This is a genomic window from Nocardia miyunensis NBRC 108239, assembly GCF_001613065.1.
Taxonomy (GTDB): Bacteria; Actinomycetota; Actinomycetes; order Mycobacteriales; family Mycobacteriaceae; genus Nocardia; species Nocardia miyunensis.
In genome coordinates, this window is the sequence record NZ_BDBQ01000048.1 from 40,176 (window position 1) to 60,922 (window position 20,747).

The 20,747-nt window shown below is 67.3% G+C and carries 13 protein-coding genes and 1 pseudogene; 8 read left to right on the top strand and 6 right to left on the bottom strand.

Features of this window, described 5'->3' with window-relative positions:
* The first annotated feature begins 90 nt into the window (after nucleotides 1-90).
* Nucleotides 91-933, top strand: coding sequence for an NRDE family protein (locus NM2_RS20925; protein ID WP_067671333.1), 843 nt, complete (start codon nucleotides 91-93; stop codon nucleotides 931-933).
* Nucleotides 934-939: 6 nt separating this feature from the next.
* Here NM2_RS20925 and NM2_RS20930 read toward each other — a convergent pair whose 3' ends face one another.
* Both NM2_RS20930 and NM2_RS20935 read right to left on the bottom strand, forming a co-directional pair.
* Nucleotides 940-1,659, bottom strand: coding sequence for a DUF8020 domain-containing protein (locus NM2_RS20930; RefSeq protein WP_067671336.1), 720 nt, complete (start codon nucleotides 1,657-1,659; stop codon nucleotides 940-942).
* Nucleotides 1,660-1,800: 141 nt separating this feature from the next.
* Nucleotides 1,801-2,616 (bottom strand): DUF8020 domain-containing protein, encoded by an 816-nt coding sequence (locus NM2_RS20935; RefSeq protein WP_067671339.1) that lies wholly within the window; start codon nucleotides 2,614-2,616, stop codon nucleotides 1,801-1,803.
* Between the two features lie 474 nt (nucleotides 2,617-3,090).
* Between NM2_RS20935 and NM2_RS20940 the strand changes: the two genes are divergently transcribed.
* Complete coding sequence (locus NM2_RS20940) at nucleotides 3,091-6,420, top strand: (Fe-S)-binding protein (protein ID WP_067671602.1); 3,330 nt, start codon at nucleotides 3,091-3,093, stop codon at nucleotides 6,418-6,420.
* A gap of 226 nt (nucleotides 6,421-6,646) precedes the next feature.
* Here NM2_RS20940 and NM2_RS20945 read toward each other — a convergent pair whose 3' ends face one another.
* Complete coding sequence (locus NM2_RS20945; RefSeq protein WP_067671342.1) at nucleotides 6,647-7,096, bottom strand: hypothetical protein; 450 nt, start codon at nucleotides 7,094-7,096, stop codon at nucleotides 6,647-6,649.
* A 254-nt stretch (nucleotides 7,097-7,350) separates the two neighbouring features.
* Between NM2_RS20945 and NM2_RS20950 the strand changes: the two genes are divergently transcribed.
* From NM2_RS20950 to NM2_RS51725, 3 genes and pseudogenes are all read left to right on the top strand, one after another.
* Nucleotides 7,351-8,688 carry a helix-turn-helix domain-containing protein gene (locus NM2_RS20950; protein ID WP_084531366.1) on the top strand — a complete coding sequence of 446 codons (1,338 nt, stop codon included), beginning with the start codon at nucleotides 7,351-7,353 and terminating at the stop codon, nucleotides 8,686-8,688.
* Between the two features lie 238 nt (nucleotides 8,689-8,926).
* On the top strand, nucleotides 8,927-10,183 hold the full coding sequence (locus NM2_RS20955) for a pyridoxal phosphate-dependent aminotransferase (protein WP_067671348.1): 1,257 nt from the start codon (nucleotides 8,927-8,929) through the stop codon (nucleotides 10,181-10,183).
* Nucleotides 10,184-10,527: 344 nt separating this feature from the next.
* Nucleotides 10,528-11,784: pseudogene (locus NM2_RS51725) on the top strand (YibE/F family protein); the annotation flags it as partial.
* Nucleotides 11,785-12,899: 1,115 nt separating this feature from the next.
* Here NM2_RS51725 and NM2_RS20965 read toward each other — a convergent pair.
* Both NM2_RS20965 and NM2_RS20970 read right to left on the bottom strand, forming a co-directional pair.
* On the bottom strand, nucleotides 12,900-14,288 hold the full coding sequence (locus tag NM2_RS20965; RefSeq protein WP_067671351.1) for a DUF7159 family protein: 1,389 nt from the start codon (nucleotides 14,286-14,288) through the stop codon (nucleotides 12,900-12,902).
* 132 nt (nucleotides 14,289-14,420) lie between these two features.
* Complete coding sequence (locus tag NM2_RS20970; RefSeq protein ID WP_067671354.1) at nucleotides 14,421-15,743, bottom strand: UDP-glucose dehydrogenase family protein; 1,323 nt, start codon at nucleotides 15,741-15,743, stop codon at nucleotides 14,421-14,423.
* A gap of 280 nt (nucleotides 15,744-16,023) precedes the next feature.
* Here NM2_RS20970 and NM2_RS20975 point away from each other — a divergent pair, with 280 nt between their 5' ends.
* The 3 genes from NM2_RS20975 (at nucleotide 16,024) to NM2_RS20985 (ending at nucleotide 19,943) form a co-directional block, all read left to right on the top strand.
* On the top strand, nucleotides 16,024-17,598 hold the full coding sequence (locus tag NM2_RS20975) for a S53 family peptidase (protein WP_067671357.1): 1,575 nt from the start codon (nucleotides 16,024-16,026) through the stop codon (nucleotides 17,596-17,598).
* A 25-nt stretch (nucleotides 17,599-17,623) separates the two neighbouring features.
* Nucleotides 17,624-18,172, top strand: coding sequence for a YdcF family protein (locus NM2_RS20980; RefSeq protein ID WP_067671360.1), 549 nt, complete (start codon nucleotides 17,624-17,626; stop codon nucleotides 18,170-18,172).
* A gap of 130 nt (nucleotides 18,173-18,302) precedes the next feature.
* Nucleotides 18,303-19,943 (top strand): purine-cytosine permease family protein, encoded by a 1,641-nt coding sequence (locus NM2_RS20985; RefSeq protein ID WP_067671363.1) that lies wholly within the window; start codon nucleotides 18,303-18,305, stop codon nucleotides 19,941-19,943.
* 198 nt (nucleotides 19,944-20,141) lie between these two features.
* On the opposite strand, the gene dcd is transcribed toward NM2_RS20985, so the two are convergent.
* Nucleotides 20,142-20,717, bottom strand: coding sequence for a dCTP deaminase (gene dcd, locus NM2_RS20990; protein ID WP_040828835.1), 576 nt, complete (start codon nucleotides 20,715-20,717; stop codon nucleotides 20,142-20,144).
* Between the last annotated feature and the right edge of the window lie 30 nt (nucleotides 20,718-20,747).

Here is a 20,747-nt window from a genome sequence, read left to right on the forward strand (position 1 = left end):
CGCAGCCCCTCCGCTTGCTCGGCCGATTGGCAGTTCAAGGGCGGTGCCGCACGGTTACCGAGTCGGGGCAACGTCCGGCATTCTGAAGGTATGTGTTTGGTGTTGACGGGCTGGCGTGCGCACCCGCAGTATCGGCTGATCGTGGCGGCCAACCGGGACGAGTTCTATACCCGGGCCACCGGATCCATGCGGTGGTGGCCCGAGGTGGACGGATTGCTGGCGGGGCGGGACCTGGGGGCCAAGGGTACGGTTCCCGGGACGTGGCTGGGATTGCTGGGCGGGACGCATCGGTTCGCGGCGGTGACGAATGTGCGCGGGCCGGGTGAGGATCGTGCCGACGTCCGCTCGCGCGGCGCCCTGCTGATGGATTTCCTGCGCGGGGAGATCGCTCCCAAGAAATTCCTCACCGCGGTGGCGGCCGCACCGGACGACTACAACGGTTACAACCTGATCGCCTCGGATCTGCAGACGCTGTGGTGGCACAGCAATCGCAGCTCACACACCCCGCTGGAACTTCCCCCGGGCTTGCACGGGCTGTCCAACGGCGCGCTGCTGGGTTCGGTGAACACGGTGCGAGACAACGCGATTCGCACCGACACCGGCGCAGCGGCGTGGCCGAAGGTGCGCGACGGACTGCGCGACCTCGGCGCGGTCATCGCGAACGACCCCGGCGATGTGGCCGGTTACCTCACCGTCCTGGCGGACCGCACCATCGCGCCCGACGCCGAATTACCTTCCACCGGACTGCCTCTCGAACGCGAACGCACGGTATCGGCGCGCTTCATCCCCAGTACCGATCACGGAACCCGATGCAGCACAGTGCTGTTGGTCCGAGAGAACGGCGAATTCACGATCACCGAACGTTCTTTCGCCACGCTCGGACGGGAGCTGGGCGAGGTGTCCTTCAGCGGACACCTCGAACTACCGGACTGAAACCGCCTAGCCCGCAGCCGGATTCGCCCATTCGGTGGTGCCGTCCTTCGCCTTGAACGTGTTCTGCAGTTCGATGAACGACTGATTCAGCTGCGGGCCGCCCGCCACGATCGTGCCCAGCACACCACCGCCGATACCGCCCAGGATCAGGCCCGGGATGCAGAGGATCAGGATGGTGACCACGCACCCGACCACTCCACCGATCACCGCGCCGATCAGACCGCCGACCGCCACCGCCAACCCGGCCTTGGTCGCGAAATCGTTGAAGGCACGCTGATTCTCGACCGTCGAGGCGACGGACTGGGCCCGCAGCGGCTTCCCGGCGACCGTCGCGCCGATCAGCCGGGGCGCCACCGGCTTGCTCAGATCCACTCCGGCGGGGCGGACCGGGGTCAGATCCAGTTCGCGGCCGTCCGCGCGCAGCACCGGGGTGACCGGGATCCGCACCCCGGACACGCGGAAGTCCAGCGGCAGTTCGAGCGCGACGGCTCCGGTCGAATCCTTGACGTTCACGACCCGCCGAGTCCGGCCGGGTGCATCGCCGGGCTTGTCGACCAGCTGGAACGTCCCGTTCTTCAGCTTGGTGACGACCGTCTTCCCGACCTTCGTGGTCGAATAGTCGATCTGCGGCCGGGCGGGTGCAGGATCGGCGTGCGCGGTACCCAGCGCGACGGTCATCGAGCCGATGACCATGGCCGCCGCAGCAGCACTTCTGCGGAACGTCATTCGGTCTTCCAATCCTCATCAGTTTCGGGCGTGATCTTAGCCGAACCGGCCGCATCCGGCCCGGCATCCCCGGGCGGCCGGAAATATGCGACCGGCCCGCTCTCCGGATCGGAGAACGGGCCGGGCCGGTGGAGCCGGCGATTACTTCTGCGCGGATTGCGCCTTCGGGGTCGGTGTGACGCCCACCGCCTGCGCCCACTTGGTCTTACCGGCCGGCTTCTGCATCGTGTTGATCAGATCCATACCCGCCGCGACCAGGGTCGGGCCACCGGCGGCGATGGTGCCGATGACGCCGCCGAGGGTCGCGCCGACCGGAATTCCGGCGAGGCAGCCCACACCGAACAGCGGCAGACCGAAGATGCAGCCGACGACCGCGCCGATGGCCATGCCGACGAAGCTGCCGATACCGGTGGCCAGGCCGAACTTCGTCGCGAAGTCGGTCATCGCGGCGTTGTCCTCCTGCGGCGAGGCGATGTCCTTGGCCTGCGGCTTGGCCTGGGCCTTGGGCTGCGGCTCGGGCTGCGCCGAGGCGACCGACTCGGCCTTGGGCGAGACGATCGGCTGCGCGACGACGGTCTCTTTCGTGATTTTCGCCGCGGCGGGCTTCTGCGGCGTCAGCTGAAGTACCCGGCCATTCTCCTTCACGACGGGCACGACCGGAATCTGCACGCCGGAGATGCGGTAATCCACCGGCATTTCCATGGCGATTTTTCCGGCCTTGTCTTTCACATTGATAATTTGTTGCGGCTTCGCCTGCGGGGTGAGGCCGGGCTTCTGGACGACCTGGAAGGTTCCTCCCTGCAGGGTGGCCACTACCGCCTTGTCGACCAGCTTGACCGAATAGTCGATCACATCCTTGGCCGGCTTCGGGGCGGGAGCGGCATTCGCGGTACCCACAGCGGCGGTCATCGCACCGATGACCAGTGCGGCGCCCGCGGTAGCGGTGCGGAACTTCATTCGGTTGTTTCCAATCATCATCAAGGGTCTGCCGTGCCTCTCCCTCCGCGAGAGCTCACGCATCCCTCGAGTCGCTGCCACATCGGCACAGCCGATGGGCGCGGCCTACAGGAACCCTCCCCGAGCAGAGTGGAGATTTACACAGCAAGCAGGACCCGCTGAGCCTAATCGAATGGCCCCCCGGAAGCGACATCCATTTCCCACCAATTGGAGTAAGTGTGTCCAGCCGACGAGCGGAATTGCCGGGATTTACCGTTATAGCCATTCGCATCAGCGCAAACGCCCAGGACAGTACGTGAGCCGACTCACACTCGAGGGCCCACGAGCCCCGGCATGCTGGGGCGCATCAACTTGCGAGCATAGGGTAGACACGTAAGTTACCGGCGGGTAACTTACTGCCAGTTAGTATGCGAGACAACCCTGGCGGCAACAGCCCTGCCGCCGATGCTCGTCGAACCGAAGGAAGGTCGCGACATGAATGCCCTGACAGTGACGCTGGGCACGATCGGAGTGGTGTTCAGCCTGTTGGCTTGGGTGTCATTCCTGGGCGGCGTCGGCAAGATGGTCCGCGCCATCCGGCTCGGACAATCCGCACCGGACCGCTGGCGGCCGTTCCTACCCCGCCTGAAGACGATGATCGTCGAGTTCCTTGCCCATACCCGGATGGTCAAGTTCCGGACCGTCGGCTGGGCGCACTGGCTGGTGATGATCGGCTTCCTCGCCGGGTTCATCCTGTACTTCGAGGCGTACGGGCAGACCTTCGACCCCGAGTTCCACTGGCCGGTCTTCGGCAACTGGCACATCTACCACTTCATGGACGAGCTGCTCGGCATCGCCACCGTGGTCGGCATCCTGGTGCTGATCGTCATCCGCCAGCTCAACCACCCCCGCGTTCCCGCGCGGCTGTCCCGCTTCTCGGGTTCGGCGTTCGGCGCCGCCTACGCGATCGAGGCGATCGTGTTCATCGAGGGCCTCGGCATGGTCCTGGTGAAGGCCGGCAAGATCGCCACCTATCACGAATCGACCGCCTGGACCGACTTCTTCACCATGCAGGTGGCCAAGCTGCTGCCCAGCAGCGTGGCGCTGGTCGCGGTGTTCGCGTTCGTCAAGATGGTGTCCGGCAGCACCTTCCTGCTGCTGGTCGGCCGCAACATCAACTGGGGTGTGGCCTGGCACCGGTTCGCGGCGTTCTTCAACATCTACTTCAAGCGTGAGGACGACGGCGGCGTCGCGCTGGGCGCGGTCAAGCCGATGACCTCGGCGGGCAAGGCCCTGCTGGACATGGAGGAGATCGACCCCGACAACGACACCCTGGGCGTCGGCAAGGTCGAGGACTTCTCCTGGAAGGGCTGGCTGGACTTCACCACCTGCACCGAATGCGGTCGGTGCCAGTCGCAGTGCCCGGCGTGGAACACCGGTAAGCCGTTGTCGCCCAAGCTGTTGATCATGTCGCTGCGCGACCACGGGCAGGCCAAGGCGCCGTATCTGCTGGCCGGCGGCCGCAAGGATATGGGCGGGGACGAGATCGGCCTGGTCGATGCCGAGGGCAAGCCGAACGAGGCCGCGCTGGCGCGGATTTCGGAAGCCGCGCGGACCGAGGCCGAGCGGCCGCTGGTCGGCGGCGAGGACGTGCGGGGGATCATCGATCCCGAGGTGCTGTGGAGCTGCACCACCTGTGGCGCGTGTGTCGAGCAGTGCCCGGTGGACATCGAGCACGTCGACCACATCATCGATATGCGCCGCTACCAGGTGCTGATCGAATCGGAGTTCCCCTCCGAGCTGGCGGGCCTGTTCAAGAATCTGGAGAACAAGGGCAATCCCTGGGGCCAGAACGCCAAGGACCGGCTCAACTGGATCTCCGAGATGGACTTCGACATTCCGGTCTTCGGCAAGGATGCCGACAGCTTCGACGGTTACGAATACCTGTTCTGGGTGGGCTGCGCCGGTGCGTACGAGGACCGCGCGAAGAAGACCACCAAGGCGGTCGCCGAACTGCTGGCCACCGCGGGCGTGAAGTTCATGGTGCTCGGTCAGGAGGAGACCTGCACCGGTGATTCGGCGCGGCGCGCGGGTAACGAATTCCTGTTCCAGCAGTTGGCGATGCAGAACATCGAGACGTTCAACTCGGTGTTCGAGGGCGTCGAGCGGTCCAAGCGCAAGATCGTCGTCACCTGTGCGCACTGCTTCAACGCGCTCAACAACGAATACCCGCAGGTGGGCGGCGAATACGAGGTCGTGCACCACACTCAGCTGCTCAACCGCCTGGTGCGCGGCAAGCAGCTGGTGCAGGTGAAGCCGGTGTCGGAGAAGGTCACCTACCACGACCCCTGCTACCTGGGCCGCCACAACAAGATCTACAACGCGCCGCGCGAGCTGATGGGCGCTTCGGGCGCGACGGTGACCGAAATGCCCCGGCACGGCGAACGTTCCATGTGCTGTGGCGCCGGTGGCGCGCGCATGTGGATGGAGGAACAGCTCGGCAAGCGCATCAACCTGGACCGGGTGGACGAGGCCCTGTCGACGCTGGACGGCGGCAACTCCCCGTCGATGATCGCCACCGGCTGCCCGTTCTGCCGCGTGATGCTCACCGATGGCGTTACCGCGCGCAAGGATTCGGGCGAGGTCGGCCAGGGCGTCGAGGTGGTCGACGTGGCGCAGCTGATGTTGCAGTCCATCGATCGGGTCGAACCGGCGACGCTGTCGGAGAACCTGCGGGTGATCCAGGAGCCGAAGGCCGCACCCGAGCCCGAGCCGGAGCCCGCCGCACCTGTCGCCGAGGCCGCGCCGGCCGCCGAACCCGCGGCCGCCTCGCAGGCGAAACCCGCTGCGGCCAAGGGGCTCGCGATGAAGGGCGGCGGCAAGGCGCCCGGCGGCGGACTGTCCATGAAGGGCGCGGCCAAGGCCCCCGGCGCGAAGGCCGCACCGGCTCCGGCGGATTCGGCCGAGACCCCGGCGGCTCCCGCACCCGCCAAGGGCCTGTCCATGAAGGGCGCGGCGAAAGCGCCCGGCGGCAAGGGACTCGCGATGAAGGGCGCGGCGAAAGCCCCCGGGGCCAAGGCGACTCCCGCTCCGGCCGAGACCGCGTCCGCCGAGTCGGCCGCGCAAGCCCCCGCCGCACCCGAGGCCAAGCCCGGCGGCCTGTCGATGAAGGGCGCCGCCAAGGCCCCCGGCGGCAAGGGCCTGGCCATGAAGGGCGGTATCAAGGCTCCCGGCGCGAAGACCGCCGGAAGCGACTCCAGCGCAAGCGAATCCGCTCCGGCCGCCGAGCCGGATACGGCTACCGCCCAATCCGCCTCCGCCGCAACCGAATCGGCACCGGCCTCGGAGTCCAAGCCAACGGTCGCCGCGAAGGGCCTGGCGATGAAGTCCGGATTCAAACGTCCCGGACCGAAGGCTCCGGGCACAGCGGCACCAGCCGAGTCCGCCCCGGCGAGCGAATCCACTCCGGATGCCGACACTGACGCGGCTACCGAGCAATCCGCCTCCGCCGCAACCGAATCGACACCGACCGCCGCGGAATCCAAGCCGACGGTCGCCGCCAAGGGCCTGGCGATGAAGTCCGGATTCAAACGTCCCGGACCGAAGGCTCCGGGGTCGGCGAAACCGGCCGCGGATGCCGCTCCGGCCGACGAATCGGCTCCGGCCGCGGAACCCACTGCGGCCGAATCGGTTTCGTCCGCTGATGCCGCTCCCGGGGAAACCCCGGCCGATTCGTCCGGCAACGGGGCACCCAAGCCCCCGACCGCCAAGCCGGGCGGCCTGGGCTTCAAGTCCGGAGCGAAAGCCCCCGGCCGCAAGAGCTGACCAGCTCCCGACAATCGAAGGGGCGTAGCCGAGATCGGCTACGCCCCTTCGTCGTCCCATGGCCCTGCATGATCGGGCCCGGCTACTTCCGCCGGCGCAACGTCCATGCCCTCGAACCGGGCCTTCGTGATGACCGAGCGGACCCCATAACCGGGCCCGCCCCCGTCGACTGCCGGGTGGAAAGTGGGGGCGGACCCGGTGCGGGGCGGTGAGGACCGGTCTGCGGTCAGTCCTCGCCGCCACCCACCGCCAATGCTGTCGTGATGACGGCCGACAGGGGTGGGAGTGTGGTGTCGTCGCCGGTGGGCGGGACCACCCAGTGGCAGCCCTCCCTGGTCCAGCGGCCGAAGCCGGTCGGCAGCATGACCGCGCTGCCGATGGCCGGAATGCCGATATCGAGACGGTTGAGCACGTCCATCACCGGGGTGCCGAGCGGATCGTCCGGGGCGACAACGAAACTCCAGCGGGCCTGGCGAGCCAGGACCGGAGCGGACATGCCCTGATCGATGAGGGAGTTGCTGACCCGTTCGGCGCGCACGAGGGGTAGATGCAGAACGCCGATGCGACTGGTGATCGGCAACATGACGTATCCGCCGCGTTCGATCACCGGCAGTTCGAACTCGTACCGGTACAACGCGACCCAATCCTCAGCCGTCCTGAGTTTCTCGACGTTCACGGCGAACTCCCTCGGTCCCTCCAAGGTTCCCGCGTACCTACCCCGCGAGGTAACGTCCCCTCACCAGCCTTGCACTGCCCTTCCACTGCCATTGACGCACGACCTGCTGTTTCCCTGATACCAGCTCGATTTCGGCTGTGGCCGTGATCACTGGACCCTCGTACTCTGGAGTTCGAAGTACGTGTGGAAAGGGTGACATCGTGGTCCGGCAGTGGTCAGGCAGGGAAGCCCGTGCCCTCCGCGATGCCAAGCGGATGAGTATCCGGGAGTTCGCTGCGCATTTGGGTGTACACGAACGACTGGTCTCGAAATGGGAGGCCGGGGGCACACGTGTCCACCCCCGTCCCGTCAACCAGGCCGCGCTGGACACCTCCCTGGCCAGGTCCGACGAAGTCGTGCGGGCACGGTTCGCGGCCATGATCGATCAGCCCCTCATCGATCGGCCCACACCTGAATTCGATGCGCGGCCGGATGATTCGGCGCGCGCCCAGTATTCGAGCGACGCGGAACTGCTGACACTCGTCGACAACGGTGCGATGAGAGGTGATGCGTTGGGAACGATTTCGGAGAGGGATCTGATCATGGCGGCCGCCCACGAAGCCAGCGAACATGCCGGACGCGCGGAGTCCACCAATATCGGCGCGACGACGCTGGAGCAGTTCGACGCCGATGTCACCCGCATCGCCAACGACTACGTGCACGCTTCGCCGGTCCCGATGATGGTCGAGATGCTGCGGGTGCGGCGGCGGGTCTACCGGTTCCTGGAGGGACATCAGAGTCCCGCGGACACCGGCCACCTGTACCTGCTGGCCGGGACCCTGTCCGGGTTGCTCGCCAACGCCAGTACCGATCTGGGCTATCACGATGCCGCGGGCGAGCAGGCCCGCGCGGCCTGGGCCTATGCGGAACTGTGCGGGCACAACGGATTACGCGCCTGGACCCGCGGTATGCAGGCGCTCATCGAATACTGGTCCGAACGTCCGCGTCGCGCGGTGCAACTCGCGCAGAGCGGGCAGCAGTACGCGGATTCGGTGACCGCGAAGGTGCGGCTGCTCAATATCGAGGCGCGCATCTGGTCCAAGCTCGGTTCGATCAGCGATACCGAGCGCTGCATCCGCGCGGTCGACCTGGCCCGCTCGCAAACCGGCACCGACGAACTGCACGACGAGATGGGCGGCGTCTTCGGATTCGACGAGCCGAAGAGCCACTACTACGCCGGGGCCACCTACATCCATCTCGGCCAGGCCGAACCGGCCCTGACCGCGACCGATCGCGCCATCGACCTGTACGCCAACGGCCCGCAGGAGCAACGGTCCTACGGCGCCGAGGCGCTGGCCCGGGTGGACAACGCGGCGGCGCACCTGATCAACGGCAGTCTCGACGGGGCCGCGGATTCGGTGCTTCCGGTGCTCGAGCTGGCCGAGGACAAGCGCATCGCGCAACTCGAGGAGCGGCTGACCGGGCTGCGGCACCGGATCGCCGGACCGCGTTTCCGGGCCGCGGTCGAGGCCCGCACGCTGGACGAACGGATCGAGGAGTTCTGCGGAGCGAGTGCGGCCCGGGGGATGCTGCCCATCGATCCGACACTGTGACCTTCTCCACAGTTCGTCGCCCGTCTCACCATTCGGACGCGAACCCACAACGGCGAAGAACACCACTCATCCACCCAGTTCCGCCAACCCCGAACAACGTCAGCACCAAGGTTCGCGGCCCGTCTCGCCGCTCGGACGCGTGGCGGGTGCGAGGAACGAGTGCCCGACACGGGGCCGAGCGGTGAGACTCCGGGGGCCGCGAACCCGCCGGAGCGGAGGCAGAAGATCCAGTGGCACCATGGGACGGGTGAGTCCTACCAGCCAGTCACCGCAGCGCCCGCGCACGCTGGAGCAGTCGCGCAAGCTCCAGAACGTCCTGTACGAGATCCGGGGCCCGGTACACGCACATGCGGCACGGCTGGAGGCCGAGGGACATCGCATCCTCAAGCTCAACATCGGCAATCCCGCGCCGTTCGGTTTCGACGCGCCCGATGTGATCATGCGCGACATGATCGCGGCGCTGCCGGTCGCCCAAGGCTATTCCGAGTCCAAGGGCATCCTGTCCGCGCGGCGCGCGATCGTGACCCGCTACGAGCTGGTCGCCGGATTCCCCGAATTCGACGTCGACGACGTCTACCTGGGCAACGGCGTGTCCGAGCTGATCACCATGACCATGCAGGCCCTGCTGGACAACGGTGACGAGGTGCTGATCCCCGCGCCGGACTATCCGCTCTGGACGGCGATGACCAGCCTGGCCGGCGGCACGCCGGTGCACTACCTGTGTGACGAGTCCAACGGCTGGCAGCCCGATATCGCCGACATCGAGTCCAAGATCACCGATCGGACCAAGGCGCTGCTGATCATCAACCCGAACAATCCGACCGGTGCGGTGTATTCGGCCGAGGTGTTGCAGCAGGTGGTCGATCTGGCCCGCAAACATCAGCTGCTGCTGCTGGCCGACGAGATCTACGACAAGATCCTCTACGACGACGCCAAGCACACCTCGCTGGCCACCCTCGCGCCCGATCTGCTGTGCCTGACGTTCAACGGCCTGTCCAAGGCGTATCGGGTGGCCGGGTACCGCTCGGGCTGGGTGGTGATCACCGGGCCGAAGGAGCACGCGGGCGGATTCCTGGAGGGTATCGATCTGCTGGCCTCCACCCGGCTGTGCCCGAATGTGCCCGCGCAGCATGCGATTCAGGTCGCCCTGGGCGGGCATCAGAGCATCGAGGATCTGATCCTGCCGGGCGGGCGGCTGCTCGAGCAGCGCGATGTCGCGGTGGAGAAGCTCAACACCATTCCGGGTGTGTCCTGTGTGCAGCCCAAGGGTGCGCTGTACGCGTTCCCACGGCTGGATCCGGAGGTGCACGAGATCCACGACGACGCGAAACTCGTGCTCGACCTGCTGTTGCAGGAGAAGATCCTGATGGTGCAGGGCACCGGGTTCAACTGGCCCCAGCACGACCATCTGCGGATCGTGACGTTGCCGTGGGCGCGTGATCTGGCGGTCGCGATCGAGCGATTCGGCAACTTCCTGGCGAGCTATCGGCAATAGCCCGATCGCACCTTAAAACAGACCGGAAGTACGAGAAGTCTGGTTTTTGAAGACTGAACTAGCGCAAAGATCGCCGGTTTGTGTACAGTGGTTTTCGGCACCGAAAAGTGCCCCGGCCGAGCCGCCTACCCCCCTGGGCCGCTCGGCCCCGGGTTCAGCCGCCTACCCCCCTGGGCCGCTGAGACCCCGGGCGGCGGAGACATCCCCCTGCTCTCCGCCGCCCCTCCCCACCTCCGCGCATTTCACCGGATCCGGTTGACACGTCCGGCTTTTCGGCACGCCTGAGGTGAAAATCCCGAAGCACTGCCGGTGCCGGACGCCACCGCATCCTTTACGCTCGCCCGGTGAGCGACCACCACCATCACCACCACGACCACTCGGGTCCGATCGCGATCGGGGCCACCGCGGCCAAGGTCGTCGTCGGGCTGCTGACCGGCATCGGCGTGCTCGTGGTGATCGGCGCGGTGGTGCTGTGGCCGAGTCATCAGCACATCGATATCCCACTGCCGATGCAGAACGGCGGCGGCGGCGCGGTGCAGACCGAGGCCGGCACGGTGACGATGCAGGACACGGGCCCCTGCGGCAGCCCGTCGAACGGCAAGGTGTTCGCGGACACCCCCCAACCGCCGCCCGGCAACAGTTACAACTGCGCGCGCAGCCTGGTCTCCATCGAGTCCGGACCGGCCAAGGGTCATCACACGCTGCTCGAGATCGCACCCGGACCCGGGCAGCCCGTCCTGCATCAGGGCGATCACATCCGGATCCTGCGACAGGACGACCCCAGCGGACAGCCCAACTACTCCTTCGAGGACTACTCGCGCGGCTTCCCGCTGACGCTGGTGGTGCTGATCTTCATCGTCGTAGTCGTCGTGGTGGCGCGCTGGCGCGGATTGCGCGCGGTGATCGGGCTCGTCTTCGCCTTCGTGGTGCTCGTCATGTTCATGCTGCCCGCGCTACTGGACGGCAAACCCGCCCTGCCGGTGGCGGTGGTGGCGGGTGCGCTGATTCTCTACGCGGTGCTGTATCTGGCGCACGGGGTGAATCTGCGCACCAGCTCGGCGCTGCTGGGCACATTGAGCGCCATGCTGCTGGCGACCGTATTGTCCTGGGCGGCATTGAAACTCACCCATGTGACCGGGTTGTCCCAGGAGGACAACACCAATGTCGCCACCTACGTGCAGCATGTGAGCATCACCGGACTGCTGCTGGCCGGGTTCATCATCGGCTCGCTCGGTGTGCTCAACGACGTCACCATCACCCAGGCCTCGGCCGTCTTCGAACTCGCCGCGATCGACGAGAAAGCCACGCGCCGTGAGGTTTTCGCCGCCGCCATGCGGGTGGGCCGGGACCATATCGCCAGTACCGTGTACACGCTGGTGCTGGCCTACGCCGGTGGGGCGCTGCCGCTGCTGATGATGTTCTCGGTAGCGGGCCGCTCGCTCGGCGATGTGATCACCGGCGACTCGGTGGCCATCGAGATCGTGCGATCGGCCGTCGGCGGCATCTGCCTGGCGTTGTCGGTGCCGCTGACCACGGTGATCGCCGTGCTGCTGGCCCGGCCGCTCTCGCTGAGATCCGAACCCGAGCCGCCGCCCCGGCGCACTCGGGCCGCGAAAGCCGTTGCGGGCGAACGGCCGTCGCGGCGCGCGGAGGGAACTCGGCCGCGGCGGCGTCCCGCCGAAGCGCAGCGACGTCCCGAGGCCGAAACCGATCCGGACGACGAGGACTATCTGCGCAGCCTCTCGCAGGAGGAGTACCGGCCCGCACGCCAGGGCCGGGCCGGGTCGCGCCGACGTCCCGAGAACGATTCCGCGAGTCGCGGTCTCGCGGCGACGCAGCAGACTCCCGACGACTACGCGAGCCCGTCCGAGGAGTCGTATCCGCGCCGCCGTGCGAGCGGTCCGCCCGCGAATCAGCAACCTGCCGAAGCGTATTCGGGCGAGCAGCCCGCTACGCCCCGGCAACGCCTGAGCGCCGAACCGCCGCACACCGGCTCGCAACCGTACGTGCGGCATGCCGACCCGTACTCGAATCAGGGGCCCGACCAGGACGAACCCGACTATTCCGCACCCGACCCGGACGCGGCCGGCCACCGTAGGGTGAACCGCCGCTCCACCGGGCCGAACTACGACACCGGCTACGGCCCGAACGCCGCCTACGACACCGGCGCGAACTCCTCCACCGACTGGTTCGCCGACGCGGCGCCGAATCGCCATTCCAGCGAGCCGTATTCCAGCGAGCCGTACCGAGAACCCTGGCCCGCCGCCGACCCCTACGCGAGCGACGCCTACTCGAATCAGTGGTCCGGCGAACAATATCCGAGCGATACCCCCGCCGACCATCCACCGCAATCCCGACCGCGCCTGTCCGGCCTACCCGAGAACACCGACACCGCGGGCCGCCACTACCGAAGAGACCGGTCGGCGAACGAATACGACGAATAACTGGTTCGACCGGCGCCGTGTTTCGGCCAACGTATTCCATGCCGCCGACTGCCACCATCGTCGCGGACACATCGGGCTGCCGGGACCGGCCGCCAGCAGCCGACCCCCATGTCCGCCGATGGCCCTGCCGACTCCGATTGCGATGAGCCGCGACGAAGTCACCGCTCGAGCGTCTCGGCACGGATCAGCCCGGCGAGAAGTCTGCTTCCGCCATGATCACGCGACGTCCCGCTCTCGCCGCGTGAACGTCGATTCCGGACGACCACCCGCGATCAGCGGTGCGGCCCCGGTGGGAGCAGCGGGGGCAGCGTCGGGACCACGATGGCGGGCAGGCCGGGGACGACGATTATCGTATTCGGTCCCGCATGGGTGGGAGCCGGGGCTTGGGGGCTCTGATGGTATTGCGGGGCCGGGGCCACCGAGGCATTGGTGGAATCGGCGGGCGGGGGTGTGACCGTCGTGGTGGGTGCGACCGTGTGCTCGACAGTGCTCGGCACCGCACTACGGGTGGATTTCGTACTCTGCGAATCGCCCTGCAGCACTTGCGGACCCCAGCCCAGGGCCAGGCCCAGCGCCGCGACGACGACCAGCGCGCCGACCGCGACCCCCGCGACGCTCAGATCGCGTTTCCCCTCGGGCGCACCGGTACCGCCCGCCGCGAATTCCCGCCCCACGGGCCGCGATCCACGGCCGCCGAGCATCATCCGCCGCCTGCGCCGCCCGCGACCGCCCAGCACCGAGCGGTCCGGCCGGACCACCGGCAGCACCTCGGTCTTCGCCTCGAAGGCCGCGCGCGCCTGTGCGGCGGCCCGGGATGGGCGAGCCAGCAGCGCCGCACCGCGGGCGATCACCGTCTCCGGATGCGCCGGAGCCAGCACCGGAACACCGAGCAGGCGTTCGAGCACCTTTGCCACCTGCGGAATCCGCGCGCAGCCGCCGATCGCGACGACGGCCTGCACCGACCGCTCGGAGCGCGTGATCACATCGCGCGTCAGCCGGGCCGAGGATTCCACGGCCAGCATGATCAGCGCGTCGAAGTTCTCCTGCGACAACAGGACCAGCCCGTATTCGGACGGCAGGGCGACCGCGGTGCTGCCGGTCAACTGTTCCTTGGCCGAGCGGCACAGCCGATCGAGCAGCTCGAGCCCCTCGGGATCGGGCGGATGGGCGATGCGGCCCGACGCGATCTGCTGTTCGCGGATCAGCGAATCCAGATAGTCGCCGCTGACATCGCTGGTGCGTTCGCTGCAGTGGACCTGGCGGGTGGCGATATCGACGACGCTGACCGACAGGCCCGCCCCGCCCAGATCGTAGAGCGCGATCGTGGTCGCACCCGACAATTCGCCGCCGGCCTGCAGGAATTCGACCGCCGCGGCAACCTCGGGCACCAGCTCGTAATTGGTGAGCTGGCGGCGTGCGAGGGCCGCGCGCACCGCGCGCGCATGCGCTTCGCTGCGATAGGCGATGGCGGTCGCGGTGATCTCGGGACCGAGTGCGCCGACGATCGCCTCGACGGCGGCATCCTCGACGGACTGTTCGCCAACCGCGGTGACGCGTACATCGAAACCGTCGGGCGCGAAATGTTCGGCGGAATTACCGGTTTGGGGACGCACGACGCGAATAGCGCTTGCCCCCACCGATATTCCCAATACCGAACTCATCTGCCGCCCATCTCGTCTCACACTCCAACGACGCGCGCGCGGGCAGCTACGCAAGCTGGGTACTACGCAAGCTCCAGCCGTTGTCGCTCGCGTCGCGCGGTACTGGCCACTGTACCTTGCCCTGCGGACAGACTACGGCGTGCCGAGCCCCGCGTACACCCATCCGGCGTCCCGCCACCTGGCGCGTTCGAGACAGTTGCGGCCGTCGATGATCGAGCGCGAACGAACCACCGGATTCAGATCCTCGGGACGCAGCGCGGTGAATTCCGCCCATTCGGTCAGTACCAGAACCACATCCGCGCGATCGCAGGCATCCGTTATGGAGGTGGCGTAATTCAGCGTCGGAAATACGCGTCGTGAATTCTCCAGAGCCTTGGGATCGTAGACGCTCACGACAGCGCCGTGCAGTTGAATCATTCCGGCGACATTGAGCGCGGGTGAATCACGGACATCATCGGATTCGGGTTTGAATGCCGCGCCGAGGACGGCCACGTTCGCACCGAGCAGCGAACCGCCGCAAGCCTTCGCGGCCATGTCGACCACCTTGGTCCGGCGGCGCATGTTGATGTTGTCGACCTCGCGCAGGAAAGCCACCGCGTGATCCGCGCCGAGTTCACCGGCGCGGGCCATGAACGCCCGGATGTCCTTGGGCAGGCAGCCGCCGCCGAATCCCAAGCCCGCGTTGAGGAATCGGCGTCCGATCCGGGCGTCGTAGCCCAGCGCGTCGGCCAGGACGGTGACGTCCGCGCCGGTCGCCTCGCACACTTCGGAGACCGCGTTGATGAACGAGATCTTGGTCGCCAGAAAGGCATTCGCGGATACCTTCACCAATTCCGCTGTGGCCAAGTCGGTTTGGAGATACGGCACATCCGCGGCCAGCAGATCCGCGTAGACCTCGCGAACCAGCTCGGCCACCCAGTCGGCGCGTTCGCGCGCGGAGTCCACGCCGAGCACCAGCCGGTCCGGGCGCAGGGTGTCCTGCACGGCGAAGCCCTCGCGCAGGAATTCGGGATTCCACGCGACCTCGACCTCGGCCGTCGCCGCGGCGCGGGCGCGGGCGCCGAGTTCGGCCGCGGTGCCCACCGGGACGGTGGATTTGCCGATGATCACCGAGGGCCGCTCGATCAGCGGTGCGAGCGAATCGACCACGGCGTGAACGTATTTCAGATCCGCGGCGTATTCGCCCTTCTTCTGCGGGGTGCCCACGCCGAGGAAGTGCACGTCGGCGTGATCGGCCGCCTCCGGATAGGAGGTGGTGAAGCGCAGCCGTCCGGCATCGAGGTTGCGGCGCAGCACCTCCTCGAGTCCGGGCTCGTAGAAGGGCGTCACCCCGTCGGAGAGCTTGGCGACCTTACCCGGGTCGACGTCGACGCCGACCACCTCGTGCCCGAGCTCGGCCATGCACGCGGCATGCGTGGCCCCCAGATACCCAGTCCCGAAAACCGTGAGACGCATATTCCATTGGTAAGCGCCCGTCGTGGCCGTGCCGCGTCGCCGAGGCAAGTGCCCGGGCAACATCAGATGTACAGGTGGAAACCGCCTGCTCACCGCCCTCCGTCGCGGAGGCGAGGTGGACCCTGGCACCGCGACTTCACCGAAACGAGCTGCCCGAAACCGGACCGCCCGATCCGGGTCGCGCATGCCGCCGGTTGCGCTACGCTGGAGTCTTGTCGCGAGGGGGGGAACCCGAAATGACAGCGCTCCTTCGCATTTCGTGTGAACGGAGAATCCGTTGATGTCCGATGTCGCTGTAGCCGCACTGCCCGGAAGTGCGCGTGCCGCACTCGCCGGAGCCGAAACCCTCGGGCCGGTCGATCCGGCCTCGACCGTCGAATTCACGGTGGTGTTGCGCCGTCGCGCGGCACTGCCCGCCGAGTTGGTCGCCGGCCCGCGGGCCGTACTGCCCCAGGAACTCGCCGACCGGTACGGCGCGGACCCGGCCGATCTGGAACTGGTCGTCGCCACGCTCGAAACGGCCGGGGCCACGGTCCTCGAGCAGCATGCCGGATCGCGGCGGGTGCGCGCGAGCGCACCGGCGTCGGTGACGCGGCAGCTGTTCGGCACGGAACTGGTCCGGGTGAACAGTCCGCATCCGATCGGCGGGGAGCGGATCCAACATCGGATGCGTACCGGTGAACTGTCCACACCCGCCGCACTGGCGGGCGTCGTCGTCGCCGTACTCGGCCTGGACGACCGGCCGCAGGTCGGCCTTCATCTGCGCGCCTCCGAGGCGAACGCGGCCGATGTGGAGGTCTACACCCCGACCCAGCTCGCCGAGGTCTACCGCTTCCCGCAGGCGCGCGGCACGAACCAGCGCGCGGCGATCCTCGAATTCGGCGGCGGTTACGACGACGCGGATATCGCAGCGTACTTCGCCGAACTCGGCATCGATGCGCCCAAGGTCACCTGGGTGAGCGTCGACGGCGCACAGAACGCGGGCACCGGCGATGAGGCGGCGATAGAGGTCGCCCTGGATATCGACGTCATCGGTGCGGTCGCGCCGGGCGCGGAGGTGATCGTCTACTTCGCACCGAATTCCGATCAGGGTTTCGTGAACGCGATCTCGACAGCGGCGCACGCCGACCTGCCGCCCACGGTGATCAGCATCAGCTGGGGTGGTGCAGAGGAGTACTGGACCGCGCAGGGGCTGGCGGCGGTGGACGCCGCACTGTCCGATGCGGCGGCGCTCGGGGTGAGCGTCTTCGTGTCCTCGGGTGACGACGGCAGCCGATCATTCGACGGCCTCCCCGGTCCGCACGTGATGTTTCCGGCGTCGAGCCCGCACGTTCTGGCGGTCGGCGGGACAACCCTGTACGTCGATCGCCACACCGGAACGGTCGACAGCGAGTCCGTCTGGGGCGGGGCCGACCGCGGCGCCGGAGGCGGCGGGGTGAGTGGGGTGTTCGACCTGCCCGCTTGGCAGAGCGAGGTCGCGGTGCCGCCGCGCGCCGGACGGACCGGGCGCGGCGTCCCGGATGTCGCGGCGGCCGCCGACCCGGCCACCGGCTATCTGGTCCGGCTTCGCGGCGGCAACATATCGTTGGGCGGGACCAGTGCCGCGACCCCACTGTGGGCGGGTCTGTTCTGCCGGATCGCCGACCTGCTGGAAACGCCCGTCGGCCTGCTCCAGCCCGCGCTGTACCAGGGCGTCGCCGCCGGACAGGTCGCACCTGGTTTCCGCGATATCGCCGGGGGCACCAACGGGCTCTATCGGGCCGGTACGGGCTGGGACGCGTGCACCGGACTGGGCGTGCCGAACGGCGAGGAGCTGCTGGAGGTCGTGCGGCACTACCTGATCTACGGGGCCTGATAACCGCGCTGGCTACGATCGGCGGATGTCACAGCGCCGCGTCGGAGCGAGAGCGAGGTGGGTCGTCCTCGTCGTGATCGTTCTGCTCGCGGGCACGGTGGCCGCGCTGTGGCCGGTATACGTTCGGCCGCAGGTGGATTCGCCCGCGCGGGCCGATGCGATCCTGGTGCTCGGGGGTGCGCACGACGGACGCGAGGAGCTCGGATTGCGGCTCGCGCGGGAGGGTTACGCACCCCGTGTGCTGTTCTCGGACCCGTACGAGCACAGCCCGCTGATGAATCGGATCTGTCACGGCGGATACCGGGTCGAGGTGGACTGCTTCGACCCGGATCCGCGCACCACGCTCGGCGAGGGCCGTGCCCTGGCCGAGCGGGCACGGGCGGGACATTGGCGGCGGGTGATCGTGGTGACGTTCACCCCGCACGTCTCGCGGGCCCGCTATGTGCTCGGAAAGTGCTGGGGCGGAGAGATTCTCATGGTCGACGCGCATCCGCCGATCTCGTTCGGGCGGTGGGCGTACAACTTTCTCTATCAATCCGTGGGATATGTCAAGGCCGTGACGGAGAATTGCTGAACTCTCCCGAATTCGCCGCCGAAGGTTGTGACGTAACGTATCCGTAACGGCCCGGCAAACGCCGCTCTACATTCGCGAATCACGCTCTGCCCTGTGCCTGTTCACGCAGGCCGGGATCGAGGGAGTTCACGTGGTCGAGGTCGAGGATCGCCGGGTGCAAGCCACCGCGACGAAGGAAACACTGGAAGACTACACGTTACGGTTCGCACCGCGCAGCTATCGGAAATGGAGTCCGGCCGTCGTCGGCGTATCGGCCCTGGGCGGCATCGCCTACCTGGCCGATTTCTCCATCGGAGCCAATGTCGGCATCGCGAACGGCACCGGGAACGCCCTGCTGGGCATCGGCATCTTCGCGGTCGTCATCATGCTGACCGGATTTCCGCTGGCCTACTATGCCGCGCGCTACAACATCGATCTGGATCTGATCACCCGCGGCAGCGGATTCGGATACTACGGGTCGGTGATCACGAATCTGGTGTTCGCGTCGTTCACGTTCATCTTCTTCGCCACCGAGGGCTCGATCATGGCGCAGGGATTGCAACTGGGACTGCATATTCCGCTGTGGCTGGGTTATCTGGCCTCCACACTGCTGATCTTCCCGCTGGTCGTCTACGGCATGAACACCCTGGCCAAACTGCAGGTGTGGACGACGCCGCTGTGGCTGCTGCTGATGGTGCTGCCCTTCGTGTTCCTGCTTGTGCGGCACCCGGATTCGGTGCACAGCTTCTTCGCCTACGGCGGAAAGGACGGCGGCGGGGTGAGTCTCACGGGCGCGCTGCTGGCCGCCGGTGTGTGCCTGTCGCTGATCGCGCAGATCGCCGAGCAGATCGATTATCTGCGCTTCATGCCGCCGAAAACCCCGGAGAACAAGCGCAAATGGTGGGGCTGGATGCTGCTGGCCGGGCCGGGCTGGGTGATCTTCGGCGCGGTCAAGCAGGTCGTCGGCCTGTTCCTCGCGGTGTACCTGATCGCGAATCTTCCCGGCGCGCAGAATATCGCGAATCAGCCGGTGCATCAGTTCCTGGAGATCTACCGCGATATGGTGCCGAGCTGGCTGGCCATGACGCTGGCCGTGGTACTCGTGGTGATCAGTCAGATCAAAATCAATGTGACCAACGCGTATTCGGGTTCGCTGGCCTGGACGAACTCCTTCACCCGCGTCACCAAGACCTATCCCGGACGGCTGGTATTCCTCGGTGTGAATCTGGCGATCGCGCTGATTCTCATGGAAGCCAACATGTTCGACTTCCTGAACAATATCCTGGGCTTCTACGCCAACTGCGGTATCGCCTGGATCGTCACCGTCGCAACGGATATCGCGATCAACAAATACCTACTGAAGATCTCGCCGAAGCAGCCGGAATTCCGCCGCGGCATGCTGTACAACTTCAACCCGGTCGGACTCGTCGGATTCGGCGCGGCGGCGGTGCTGTCCATCCTGACCTTCTTCGGCGCGTTCGGGGAAACGCTGAAGCCGTATTCGCCGATCGTCGCGGTGGTGCTGGCCTTCGTGCTGACCCCGCTCACCGCGGTCCTCACCAAGGGCCGCTACTACCTGCGCCGCACCGACGACGGTATCGATCTGCCGATGTTCGACGAGCACGGCAACCCGTCCGGGGAAACCCTCACCTGCCACGTCACCGGCGTCGACTTCGAACGCCCCGACATGATCGCCTCCGCGGTCCCCGGCCCCGAGGGCGAAATCCAGTACATCAGCTCGCTGGCCCTGTCCACCGACAAGTCCGGTGAGCACGTCCTGCCCGGTCACTGAGCCACCGACCTCGGACGCGCCCCGTCCCCGAGCCGCCTCGCGCGGTCCGGGGACGGGGTGCGTCTGTGTATGCAGCCAGGCTTGTCAGGCGAAGGACACGTCGCACCTGCGCTCACAGCCGGGGAAGATCCGAGAAGCGATCCGCGTAAATCCGGTCGTGCCCGGGTACTGCGCGGCAACGGCCGGACTGCGGCTCGGTCAGGGCTTGGGCAGGGGAAAGTTCAGGTAGGCGCGCGACGGGGTCGGACCGCGCTGGCCTTGGTACTTCGACCCGGCTGCACTGCTTCCGTACGGGTTCTCCGCCGGGCTGGTCAGACGCAGCAGGCAGAGCTGCCCGATCTTCATCCCCGGCCACAGCGTGATCGGGAGATTCGCGACGTTGGACAGTTCCAGGGTGATGTGGCCGGAGAATCCGGGATCGATGAATCCGGCCGTGGAGTGGGTCAGCAGGCCCAATCGGCCCAGACTCGATTTACCCTCGAGCCGCCCGGCCAGATCGTCCGGCAACGTACACACCTCGAGCGTCGAGCCCAGCACGAATTCGCCCGGATGCAGAACGAACGGTTCCCCCTCGGTGGGTTCGACCAGGCTGGTCAGCTCGTCCTGCCGCTGCGCCGGATCGATGTGGGTGTAGCGGGTGTTGTTGAACACCCGGAACATCCGGTCCAGCCGCACGTCGATACTCGACGGCTGGACGAGCCTCTCCTCGAACGGCTCCAGCCCCAGCCGACCACTGGCCAGCTCGGCACGAATATCGCGATCGGAAAGCAGCACGCGGAAATCCTAGCTGTGACCCGCCGCGTC